12 protein-coding genes are annotated in these 10,764 nt (G+C 35.5%); 8 read left to right on the top strand and 4 right to left on the bottom strand.

Annotated features, from left to right (window positions below; all coding sequences use genetic code 11):
• The first annotated feature begins 121 nt into the window (after positions 1-121).
• Entirely contained in the window at positions 122-1,405 is a 1,284-nt protein-coding gene (locus FTU05_RS16310) for a MobA/MobL family protein (RefSeq protein WP_180166065.1), read from the top strand.
• Here FTU05_RS16310 and FTU05_RS16305 read toward each other — a convergent pair.
• Complete coding sequence (locus FTU05_RS16305; protein ID WP_249733010.1) at positions 1,389-1,622, bottom strand: hypothetical protein; 234 nt, start codon at positions 1,620-1,622, stop codon at positions 1,389-1,391. The genes FTU05_RS16310 and FTU05_RS16305 overlap by 17 nt on opposite strands.
• 583 nt (positions 1,623-2,205) lie before the next feature.
• Between FTU05_RS16305 and FTU05_RS16300 the strand changes: the two genes are divergently transcribed.
• The 7 genes from FTU05_RS16300 (at position 2,206) to FTU05_RS16270 (ending at position 7,212) form a co-directional block, all read left to right on the top strand.
• Complete coding sequence (locus FTU05_RS16300) at positions 2,206-2,508, top strand: hypothetical protein (RefSeq protein WP_180166063.1); 303 nt, start codon at positions 2,206-2,208, stop codon at positions 2,506-2,508.
• A gap of 154 nt (positions 2,509-2,662) precedes the next feature.
• Entirely contained in the window at positions 2,663-3,463 is an 801-nt protein-coding gene (locus FTU05_RS16295) for a hypothetical protein (RefSeq protein ID WP_180038271.1), read from the top strand.
• Positions 3,464-4,276: 813 nt separating this feature from the next.
• Entirely contained in the window at positions 4,277-4,777 is a 501-nt protein-coding gene (locus FTU05_RS16290) for a hypothetical protein (protein ID WP_160126745.1), read from the top strand.
• A gap of 52 nt (positions 4,778-4,829) precedes the next feature.
• A complete protein-coding gene (locus FTU05_RS16285; RefSeq protein ID WP_180166061.1) occupies positions 4,830-5,420 on the top strand; it encodes a type II toxin-antitoxin system MqsA family antitoxin in 591 nt (196 codons plus the stop codon).
• Positions 5,417-5,884 carry a preprotein translocase subunit SecB gene (locus FTU05_RS16280; protein ID WP_160126743.1) on the top strand — a complete coding sequence of 156 codons (468 nt, stop codon included), beginning with the start codon at positions 5,417-5,419 and terminating at the stop codon, positions 5,882-5,884. The genes FTU05_RS16285 and FTU05_RS16280 overlap by 4 nt, the downstream gene beginning before the upstream one ends.
• 9 nt (positions 5,885-5,893) lie before the next feature.
• Positions 5,894-6,256: a 4-fold beta flower protein gene (locus FTU05_RS16275; RefSeq protein ID WP_180166059.1), complete on the top strand. Its 363-nt coding sequence runs from the start codon at positions 5,894-5,896 to the stop codon at positions 6,254-6,256.
• A gap of 83 nt (positions 6,257-6,339) precedes the next feature.
• Positions 6,340-7,212, top strand: a complete 873-nt coding sequence (locus FTU05_RS16270) for a TIR domain-containing protein (RefSeq protein WP_180166057.1) — start codon at positions 6,340-6,342, stop codon at positions 7,210-7,212.
• A 200-nt stretch (positions 7,213-7,412) separates the two neighbouring features.
• Here the strand turns inward: FTU05_RS16270 and FTU05_RS16265 are convergent, their stop codons facing one another.
• The 3 genes from FTU05_RS16265 to FTU05_RS16255 all read right to left on the bottom strand — a co-directional run bounded on the left by FTU05_RS16265 (position 7,413) and on the right by FTU05_RS16255 (position 10,552).
• A complete protein-coding gene (locus FTU05_RS16265; protein WP_180166054.1) occupies positions 7,413-7,943 on the bottom strand; it encodes a plasmid replication DNA-binding protein in 531 nt (176 codons plus the stop codon).
• A gap of 78 nt (positions 7,944-8,021) precedes the next feature.
• Complete coding sequence (gene repM, locus FTU05_RS16260) at positions 8,022-8,936, bottom strand: replication initiation protein RepM (protein WP_180000635.1); 915 nt, start codon at positions 8,934-8,936, stop codon at positions 8,022-8,024.
• Between the two features lie 845 nt (positions 8,937-9,781).
• Positions 9,782-10,552: a hypothetical protein gene (locus FTU05_RS16255; protein WP_257230142.1), complete on the bottom strand. Its 771-nt coding sequence runs from the start codon at positions 10,550-10,552 to the stop codon at positions 9,782-9,784.
• Positions 10,553-10,764: the final 212 nt, after the last annotated feature.

The raw sequence follows: 10,764 nt of genomic DNA, 5'->3' as shown, positions 1-10,764 counted from the left end.
TCTTAAGCTCGTTTCCGTGTTTTTAATTCGATATAATTACTACGCAATTATATCGAATTAAAAACACTTCTCCTCGTGCTCCGCAGGCTCTGCGAGGCTCCGTGAATTTGAAGGTGGGATTATGTTCTATTGCAACCTGGAACACACAAGCAAAAAGGCCGTGAAAACCCGATCGGGGAAAGTAAAAAATGCTGCCACGGCCAAGAACCGGTTTCACTACATTACCCGGACTTCGCACTTTAAAAATTATAAAGAAAGTGCCTCAGAACAGATCGAGTTTGTGAGATCCGGCAATCTGCCAAATTTTGCTGAAGGAAAGCCGGCTGAGTTTTGGGACGCTGCAGATATTTATGAACGTAGTAATGGCCGTACCTGTTCCAGTTTGGTGGTGGCCTTGCCCAAAGAGTTGAATCAGGCACAGCGGATTGAATTGGCCGAGGCGTTTATTGCTGAGTTCGCAGACCGCTATAGCTATCCCTTTACCTGTGCCATTCATAATCATGTTGGATCGTTGGGTGGGCAAGAGCAACCGCATTTGCATTTTATGTATAGTGAACGACATGTTGATGGCATCGACCGGACCGCAGAACAGTTTTTTAAGCGTTATAACCCAAAGGATCCACAGAAAGGTGGGGCGCAGAAGCTGACAGCTGATGTGTTAGGTATGGGAAAGGCGCAGTTACAGCTGTATCGGCAGAAGACTGAAGAGCTGATTAATGACAGTCTCATGCGTTATGCCCCGACCAAGATGGTGGAAATCAAGGGAATTCAGGTGGAAGTTCCTAGCTTGGTCAGCTGTTTATCCAACAAGGAGTACAACAAGAAGCATGGCACACAGCTGAAGGATGTTCCTGTGATGAATAAGGCGGTCCGTTTTGCGCGTGAGAAAGAGCCGGAATTAGTGGCCGAACGGGAAAGAATGACTGCTGAAATTAACCAGTTACGTGCTGAAAATCATTATGAGTTGTATCGCCCATTTTACGAGGCTGAATTAAAAAATCGTCAAGAGATTGAAGAATTGAGCACGCAAGCTGAAACACCACGGACACGGCAGCGTTGGTATGCTCAAGAAAAATTATTGTTTTTACAACAAAAAATGCAGCAAGCCTTATTGCAAGATCATCAAACGACCGAACCTTTTAGGCTGATTCAGCATGATTTACAGACTTATATCGATCTTTTGAATACCGAATCCTTCGATCGACTTGAGAAATTTGAATACTTAAGTGATCTGGGCCAACGGTTAAAGAATTCAGTTATTCAGATAGCCTCTATTGATGAAGAATTGGCATTCATGCAGCGGCAGGTCATCGAACGTGTGCCTTTGCAAATGAGAGACAAGGCAGTAACCCCTGACAAAATAAGGAATCATGATCAGGATAATGATTTTAGTTCTGGTTTTTAGGCAGATTGTTTAAGGCGCGCCATTGCATCAGCAGAACAGCCTCTTCATCTTCCAGTGTAGTTTCTCCAGACTGGATCCGTTCAAAGCGTTCCCAGGATCTTTTTTTATGGGCCCTTTTTTCTTTGGGACTCATGCCGAAGGTCGTAATCGATTGAGCTGTTGCCCAATCCTTGCGATCCATTTTTTTGAGATGCTCACTTGTACTGAATTTTTTCATGGAAATACTTCTGATAGGGACTTAACCGAATTATTTGATCTTTAATTCCTTAACGTGACAGAACCTGATATTGCAACTGCCAAGCTGAATGCAGAACTTTCTCTTGTATTGTAAAAGATAATTCGACTTCTAGATTTTTTTAGCTTCGATAAAAACAAGATAATAATTATAAATCAATAATTTAGACGATTAGTAATGAATTTTAGATTTTTGAGAAAAAAGCAAGATAGTAATTATAAATCAATACTTTAGATGATTAGTGATGAATTTTAGATTCTATTTTTTTTAGCGTCTAGCCTAAAATTCATTACTATCCCATTTTATTTATTTAGATCAGTTACTTAAACTCATTTTTTAAGCCGAGCTTTGTGAGCTAAAAGAATCTAACTAGGCTTATAGTGGGGGTAATTCACTATTTAAAATATCCTGTTTTTAACTCAAAAAATCATCCACTTTGAGTCAGAACCAGAGAAAAGGGTTTTTTGGAGTCGTTTTTAAATCGTCTGGTTAACATAAAAGAAAAAATAATTGTTAATTAGTTGTGATTTAGTTGTTATAATAGCTTATGCTTTGGAGATAAGTTATGTCTGTCCAAGAACGTTTAAATAAATCGACAGTTCAGTTTTTAAAAATTGCTCACCATATCGTATTTGCACGTAAACGCTATGAAAATGGCAGGCAAATGGTGGTTGCACTAATTTATATTGCACAAGAAGCCCATCCAATTACGGCCATGACAGGAGCCGACAAATCTTGGGATTGCCATGATATTAGCAAAGCCACAAGATCAATCAGACGACACAATAAAAACTGTCTAATCCTAGATCGTAGAGACTTTATTTTTGAGAAAACAGAAGACCTAAAAGGTTTCAATGGTATCCATTGATTATTGATCGCTAAACGTGAAAAATCCCGAACAGGGATGCTCGGGCTATAAACTAGAAACTATAGCTTTGAATTATAAGGATAATTATACAGAATTTCGTATAATTGGTATTATGTTAATTTTAGGGAAATTTAATAAATAGAAGACTTTCATTATGAATGCCATCAGAACTTTTATTATTATAATACATTTTACTGCTATATGTGGATGTACTGACTCTTCAGAACCTAGGTCTAAATCTTTATCAGAAAAATCGGATATTGAATATTATAAAGATATATCAAAATCAGGGGATTTAGTGACTTGGGGGATTTCATCGGATTTAATTATAAAAACAGTTGTAGGTGGTAAAAAGAATATTGAGCAAGGCATAGTTTTAAGTAACCCTTTTCTTGGGCAGTTTCCTATTAACTTCATTCCTACAGTAGAAATACTAAATGACGATGATAAAATTGAGAACGTTGCCGATTTTCAAAAGCCTATGCAATTTAATCTACTTTTGAATAATGCTAAGAATATAAAAATTAATAACTTTTATGATAGGAGTTATCAAGATCAAGTAAAAGTGCATCTACAAAATTTCAGTACACTTGATCCCATATCTTTTAAATATAAACGAACACCAAGAGAATGGATAAACTATTTAACATCACATAAATTTGTAAAATATGAAGATTCATTTAAAAAATTTGATTTAGAATGCTATTCAATAAATTTGGATTCTGATATTTCTTATCATTGTTTAGGTCATGCATCAGATCCATACCATTCTGAATTTTTAATGACAATTAATCGTAATCTTACAGACCAAATCGTAATAACCACAAAATCTGAAACACCTCTCTATCCTAACGTGAATATTGAATGGAGAATGCCTTATGAATCATTAAAAGATTGGAAAGCTGTAGATCAAAATATTTGGCGTTTATTAAAAGCTTGGAATGCTAATCAATAGAGTAACTATAGCAAAACTTCCACTATTTTTGAGTCTATTTAACATAATAGAGGTTATACGAAACGCATACATTGAAACTTATAAAAATCAAAAACTTATGCTATAAATAAAATGCTCGATGATGTCGAAAAGCCGGCTTGGAAACAAGTCGGCTTTTTTATGAGCAGTTTTGATACTTCTTGCAAATAAAATTGATCAATATTTAATCAAATTGTCATTTTTCTCTACGTTATCAAGCCAGCTATGGCTTAAATTATCCCCAATTTCTGCGGACAACTCTCGGGATAAAAAATAACCAATTTTGTACGCCTGAGCGCACATGGATTTAGGGATTTTGCGGATGTTCACAATCCCCTGTATTCAATATCATGAAGTCATAAGAGAACAGGATGTTCCGCAGAATAAAAATAAATAATCGCACAAGGATCGGCGGCACGACAGGAGTTATGCCAAGCGAACCAATACGAAAAAGCCCGACAGGATGTCGGGCTTTTTTATGTCTTGAATCTGGATTTCGTGTAAGAGATTTTATGTTAAATAATGATCCCTAAAAGAGGAACTAATTCATAATTCTACAATAGATCGACTATTAATTGATCAGTTCTGAAACATTTTATTTTGTTATTTGTTTGTTTTTTTTAATAATTTTTAAAATTGGTGTCAAATATTGTCGCACTGCCTGATTTTAGATCTTGTGTATTCCTAATGGGCCTTATAGAATTTCTTTAATTTAAAAATCCTAGCATTACATAAAATAAAATTACTTGATAAATTTATTTTTTAATGCCATCTTGCAGGTATGGACTTACCATTATGGTAAATAATATAATCAAAAGCCAATTTAAAGATGTGGAAGAAGCGCAGTTAGCTACGCTAGCCACGGACTCTCCTTTAAGAGAGTTGTCTAATAATGTCCCCCTGTACGATAGAACGGCATTATTAGAAAAGATTAAGGACCTCAAATCTGAAGATGATGAGGATTTATTCTTTAATTTTGTGACAACGGATTCCCGTGATGACTGGTATGAGCTATTAGATTTGCATGATGGAGTTATTCTATCCGAGGCAGGTCTAACTGTTGACCTTAGACTGAAGCATGTTTTTGAAACTGCTTTGAGTTCTGCAAGTCATTTTTATAAATCGGAACTTTGTATGACTAGTCGGCCTAAACGGTGGCTCGCTTGTGATGTATATGTCTTCAATTTACCTTATTGGAGAGCCGAACTAGCAAAGGAGTTTCCCATTAAGGTCTATTTGAAATTTGCCCTTAGTGAAACGGGATCTGTTGTACTCATCTGTTCACTTCATGACTAATAGTTGGTTATGAAGTTTTTTAATACCTGTGTAAAGGTGTGTGGAGTGTTCAATGTCAATTATTAATTCTTGCTGCAATGCGTGCGGTGAAGGATCTTTGACTCAAAAAAGCCGCATTAGAGAGATATCTTATAAAAATACAGTTTTAAATGTCAGAGAAGACTTTCTTGAGTGTGATGTTTGTGGTGTACAGCCTAGTATCACATCAATGATTAAAGATCATAGACGAGCAGTATTGGCTGCAAAGAAAGCTCATGATGGACTTTTATCTGCGGAAGAGATTAAACAAATTCGAAAAGATTTAGATATTGATCAAACTGATGCATATCGTCTCTTTGGAGGCGGGCCAACAGCCTTTTCTAAGTATGAGAATAACGATGTTATGCAAAGTGAGGCGATGGATACATTGTTGAGGCTTTCTCATATGAATAGAAGCACATTTAGTGATTTGAAAGTTATTAGATCTCTACAGTCTTCGTTAAAAAGAAGAAGGTTAAAAGTTATAAAAAATAATGAATATAGTGCTTCATATGATTCTATTGAAAGTAGTCAAAATATCAACGAATACCATAAACATGATTTAAGACTTATATCAGTATCTGAAATTGAACAAAATAATACATTTACGAGAATTGCAGTATGAGCAAAATCAGCCATAACTTACAATCTGCTATCAGTAATCTAGAAATTAAAAATATATTTATTAATAGTTCTGTAGCACAACACTTAGGTGGGGATCCATTACTTAGTGATTATGAAGAAGCGTCAATAAACCTAAAGCATCGTGTTAAAAAATCAGTGGTTCTATCTGATGCCGAAGATAAAGCTCGCTTAGTAAGAATATATATTGATTTTGGCGTAGAGTGGAAAGAGAGTCAAAGTCACGAGTTATTAAGTAATATTGATGTTGAGTATGTGCTTGAATACTCTTTGAAAAAAGATTTACCACAAGAATGTATAGATGAGTTTGCTTTAAAGAATTCAACAATTCATGTTTGGCCTTATTGGCGAGAGTATCTTAGTAGTATCTGTGAGAGATTAAATTTACCTAAACTTATGTTACCTACAATGCAATTAACGCATCACTCTAGAAAAGCTGATAAATAAAGGACTGTTATGCAAGCAATTATAGATAAAAATTGTGATCTAGTTGGTTGGTTGAACGGTAATCATCTATTTAATACCAATATGGATTGGATAGCCTTTCATACTAATAATCATTTTTTTTCTGCTGATAATCTTAATTGGTTAGGAGCATTTAATAGTGGAACGTTATTAGATACAAATGGCAAAGTTGTTGCGTGGATAATGGGGACTTCCCCTCAAGGAACAATGCGCCCTATGACTCCCATGAGACCGATGAGACCTATGCGTCCTATGAGACCTATGCGTCCTATGACTCCCATGAGACCTATGCGCCCTATGACTCCTATGGGGGGATGGTCTACTTTAAACTTTAATCAGTGGTTGTTTACTTAAGTATATTTTTGTAATAAATATTAAAAAACAATGTATTGCACTTCACTTGTGCGAGTTATTTAACCCATTATGGATCGTTGTAAATGTACTATCATGTTATCTTAGAATATATAAATAACTCTAAGAAAAAAGAAATTGATCATGAAATCAAGACTGATTTGACGGATGTAAGGGATGTAGTTTCTAGGTTTGTTGATCCATATGAGTTAGGCCAGCCGATTGTATTTAATGGTCAGACTTATCCTATAGAAAGTATTAATAAAATTAATATTTATAAAAGTGATGAACCTTCAAATATTCTTGTAAATCAAGAAAGAATCAGACATGAGCAAAGGCAAGCTAGCTATGCAGCCTCAGGAGTATTTGCTGTCTATGTACCTAACCATCTTTACTCAGCAATTGTAAAACTTGAAAATATCACAGATCAGTTTATAACGATGGCAAAGGGTAGTAGGTCTACGATTCAAAGTTCAACTCAATCTAGTAAAGATAGTATTGATTTAACAAAAGTCTTTATAGTTCATGGACATGATGATCACTTATTATCTGATGTAAAAACTTTTCTGTATTCTTTAGGAATAGAACCCTTAGTCCTGCGTGAGCAACATGATGGGAGTCTAACAATAATTGAAAAGTTAGAAAAACATATAAATGATAAGAATATCGGTTTTGGTATTATTTTATATACTCCAGATGATGAAGGTAAAGCAGTACAAGAACCTGATCTTAAATACAGAGCACGACAGAATGTAGTTTTTGAGCATGGGTTTTTAACAGGATTATATGGTCGAGAAAGAGTTGTTTGCCTAGTTAAGAAAGAAGAAAATATTGAGCTTCCTGGTGATGTAAGTGGCGTTGTATACACTGATGCAAATGCACATAATTGGCGTATAGGTATTGCACATTCTTTAAATCAAGCTGGGTACAAGATCGATTTTTCAAAAATAAAATTTTAAGTAGAAATTTAAGATTTCCTAAAATTAACATAATACGCGTTATACGAAATGCTGTATAATTATCCTTATAATTCAACGCTGTAGTTCCTAGTTGATAGCCCGAGTTTCCATGACCGGGCTTTTTTTATGATTTGTCACGTTCCACGCCTATTACTTGATCAATGTTTCACAACTTTGATTAGCTCAGTTGAATAGTGCTATTAGCCATTCGGCAAGAAAAACCGGCTCCAGAAGCCTCTTTTCGGTTGCTCCGGTTCAACATGCTCCGGTACAGGAATACGCTTATTTTCTGTCTGCTCCGGAGTAGTCAATCCGTCATGTTTAGCTTCTGCTGTGTCCAGTTCGGGATCTGTTTTGGCCATGCTGTGTTGCACTGGTTCTTGATCGGTAAACGTAGTCATATTAGGTTTTGGGGCTTCTAATAGACGTTGCATCGTTTCAATTTGGTTTTGATAGAAAGATTCCCGATCTTTGGCATCATCAAGCTGATTTTTCAGCATGTCTATTTGTTGTCTAAGCAGTAAAACTTCTGCCGAATTTGGACTGTCTATTTTTACAGGTTCTTTTACATCCTGTTTTTTAGCAGGCTCCCCAAATACACGGATAGCTTCAGAAAAATCAATTTTATTATCAGAATTTTTACTTAAAATTCCTTTATTTATATGGTTGTAAATCGTTTGTCTATTGATGTTGTAAAGTTTGGATAATTCAAGAACTGAAAGGCTTTTCATGGTGTAAAACTATGCCTAATCTTGTCAAAAGTTGATGTCTATTAGACTGTCTAATAGACAAATGATCAAGCTCGATTTTTATGCAGCTTTAAAACCTACTTTTTCAAGGAATGGAATAAATTCCTTTACTTTTTCTGAATCTTTGAGCATCTCAGCAAGCCTTACAGCAAATTCAGGATAGCTTTCAGTTCCTTGAGAATAGTTGCTACTTACTTCTGGGAGTTCTGATAGTTTGTTAGCAAACAAGTGACGTTGTGCATCAGTTAATTTAGGGAAATCAACCTTTGTATTTTGTGTTTTAGTTTTTTTCTGGGTTAGTTTAAAAGAAAATCCTGAAATGATTCGACCTGTTTTATGTTGTTCGTATTTAGCAGTTATATCTGTTAGTTCATTAACTTGTTTAATAGCAAAATCTAGAACATAACTTTTGAAGTTACTCATAGTCTTATACTGATTAACTTCAACGCCTAGTTGCTGTCTAAATGTTTGTAAATCAAAAACAGGAGTCTTTCCTGCGGATCTCCATTGAATTAACAATTCATACAAACGAATTGCATAAGTACTGGTTAATTTAGCGACTTGCTGTAATTCATACTTAGTAAAGTTTTCTTCTAAGCGAGTAATAAGAGGAACTATGTCTTGAGTGAAGCGTAAAAAAACAATCCCTGAATTTGGTTCATAACCAATTTTATCTACCCAACGACAGTGAAAACTGCGGTCTTTCCCCGTTTTAGGGCTAATGTCATGATAAGTGACATAACGGTCAAATAAACTTTTAGATGCATCTCTCAGAACTTTATAAGCAGTATGTTTTTCAACATTAAAAGTATTTATATAACTACTTGCATGAACTTCAAGGAGGCTATTTTCTGTAATCCCATGTCCAGTTTCTCTGGCTTCTGCTATCGCAAGTAAAATTAAGCGTTGTTCTACCGTATCAAGTGTATAACTTGCTTGAACTAAAGCATTGTCTTTAACAATTAATTTTGACATTTCTCTATTTATTATCTTAACAACTAGGTCGTAAGATAGACTATTCAAATTGTTTTGGCAATTCTCTTTTTACTAGGTCGATAAACCTAGTTTTAATACCCTTTAAGACTAATATAATTTCACCACCTTTAAAGGCTTTTAGGCTAATAAACCTTAGTTTAGTGATTGTTTTAAGAACAAACTTAATATTAAAGAAGTAAAAGGTCGACAAACCTAGTTTTAAGGTCGACAAACCTAGTTTTAAGGGTCGACAAACCTAGTTTTAAGGGTCGACAAACCTAGTTTTAAGGGTCGACAAACCTAGTTTAATAGAACCTGTAAAGCTTTTAAATAAAGGCTTTCAGGATATCTAAAAGCATTTAAAAACATTAAAAATAATTAAAAGCCCAGGGAGTGAAAAAATTGCCCTATGTTTTCGCTACGCTCAAACTCTATTGAATCTCGCTTTCGCTCGATTCGTTGGGGCAATTTTTTAGTTAATTCTTTCTTGAATTCTAAAAATCAAAAGCAAGAATGAATTCGCTTCGCTCATAAAGCTTTTTTACTCGCTTTCGCTCGATCTAGAATCTGATTTTTACATGTGATTTACGCTTTATTAGGCTCTACAGCCTAAAAAGCTGTTTTTCAGAAAGTCGAAGCGCGAATTTTAGTGGTTCGCTCGTAGACACTCGCTCTATAGATACCTTTTAGGTATTTAATTTGAATTTTAAGGATATTTCTTAGTTTATAAATTAAGGATTCATATTAGGTAAAGCGTAAAAGGGCCTATTTCGCATTTTTAGCCCTGATTACATTTTTTATTAGGGATGGGTAGGATTAAGCCAAAAACAGGCTGTAATCGCATTTTATGGCTTTCCACGGTGCTTTTGGATGAGTACTTTGTGAAACTCTTGCCCATTGATTTTATAGGTTGGCAAATCTTCAACCATACGCTGGAATAATTTTGTTTCTTCCTTGAGGTCTTCGGTGTTGTTTTGGATCTCTTTATAGATTGTGGTTTCTTTAATGGCTCTTTCCCAAATAATGCTCTGTAGGAGGGCATCTTTGAGTAGGGGAATATCGCTGTGTTGGATCTGAAGATCGAGGTCTTTATAAAGCGATTGAACTACACCTCCTATCGCGTATTTGAGTTGGTTTTCTGCATTGCGTTTTTTCTGGGCTTCTGTCAGTTCCTTGTGACTTTTCTGCAAAATTTCACGTTTGTGTTCATTCTCCAGCCGGATTCGATTGTCTAGGGCAGCTTTTTCAATTTTCTGATAAGACTCTAGGGCACGATCCAGGCGGAAAAAATTATTTTGATCCATTGTTTGATTGAGTAAGGTCAGAATTTCAATTTCGTTGGCCAAGAGGGGCTGTTGGTTTTTGTCCTTCAGTTTGATTTGTTCAATGAGTGCCTGTCTTGTTAGGAACTGGTTTTTCTCTCGGTCGACTGTTTTGAACAGGCTGAGTTGTTTGTCATTGAATCTGCCATTGGATTGCTGAAGTAGGGTCAAAGCCTGTTGTTGTTTTTTCTTGAGGAAGGGAAGTTTCTCCAGGAATTGCTGCAATGTCGTGAGGTCATTTGGGGTGAGTATTTTCGCAGGTCTTCCACGGGCCGCCATCGCATTCTCCAGCATAAAATGGGTGAGGTTTTTGTATTTTCAGTTTAGCATAGGCCGGCACGGGAAGAATTAAATAAAATGTGGGAACATTTTATTTAATTCTTAAGCTCGTTTCCGTGTTTTTAATTCGATATAATTACTACGCAATTATATCGAATTAAAAACACTTCTCCTCGTGCTCCGCAGGCTCTGCGAGGCTCCGTGAATTTGAAGGTGGGATTATGTTC

It is taken from the genome of Acinetobacter sp. YH12049 (assembly GCF_013419875.1).
Taxonomy (GTDB): domain Bacteria; phylum Pseudomonadota; class Gammaproteobacteria; order Pseudomonadales; family Moraxellaceae; genus Acinetobacter; species Acinetobacter amyesii.
The sequence above is the reverse complement of the archived record's forward strand: the minus strand, read 5'-3'. Positions and strand labels throughout refer to the sequence as shown.

Excerpts from the sequence above, each read along its gene's own strand:
- FTU05_RS16290 (WP_160126745.1), top strand. The coding sequence starts at position 4,277 with ATGGTAAATAATATAATCAAAAGCCAATTTAAAGATGTGGAAGAAGCG.
- FTU05_RS16295 (WP_180038271.1), top strand. The coding sequence starts at position 2,663 with ATGAATGCCATCAGAACTTTTATTATTATAATACATTTTACTGCTATA.
- repM (WP_180000635.1), bottom strand. The coding sequence starts at position 8,936 with ATGTCAAAATTAATTGTTAAAGACAATGCTTTAGTTCAAGCAAGTTAT.
- FTU05_RS16305 (WP_249733010.1), bottom strand. The coding sequence starts at position 1,622 with ATGAAAAAATTCAGTACAAGTGAGCATCTCAAAAAAATGGATCGCAAG.
- FTU05_RS16265 (WP_180166054.1), bottom strand. The coding sequence starts at position 7,943 with ATGAAAAGCCTTTCAGTTCTTGAATTATCCAAACTTTACAACATCAAT.
- FTU05_RS16280 (WP_160126743.1), top strand. The coding sequence starts at position 5,417 with ATGAGCAAAATCAGCCATAACTTACAATCTGCTATCAGTAATCTAGAA.
- FTU05_RS16270 (WP_180166057.1), top strand. The coding sequence starts at position 6,340 with ATGTACTATCATGTTATCTTAGAATATATAAATAACTCTAAGAAAAAA.
- FTU05_RS16300 (WP_180166063.1), top strand. The coding sequence starts at position 2,206 with ATGTCTGTCCAAGAACGTTTAAATAAATCGACAGTTCAGTTTTTAAAA.
- FTU05_RS16285 (WP_180166061.1), top strand. The coding sequence starts at position 4,830 with ATGTCAATTATTAATTCTTGCTGCAATGCGTGCGGTGAAGGATCTTTG.
- FTU05_RS16310 (WP_180166065.1), top strand. The coding sequence starts at position 122 with ATGTTCTATTGCAACCTGGAACACACAAGCAAAAAGGCCGTGAAAACC.
- FTU05_RS16255 (WP_257230142.1), bottom strand. The coding sequence starts at position 10,552 with ATGCTGGAGAATGCGATGGCGGCCCGTGGAAGACCTGCGAAAATACTC.
- FTU05_RS16275 (WP_180166059.1), top strand. The coding sequence starts at position 5,894 with ATGCAAGCAATTATAGATAAAAATTGTGATCTAGTTGGTTGGTTGAAC.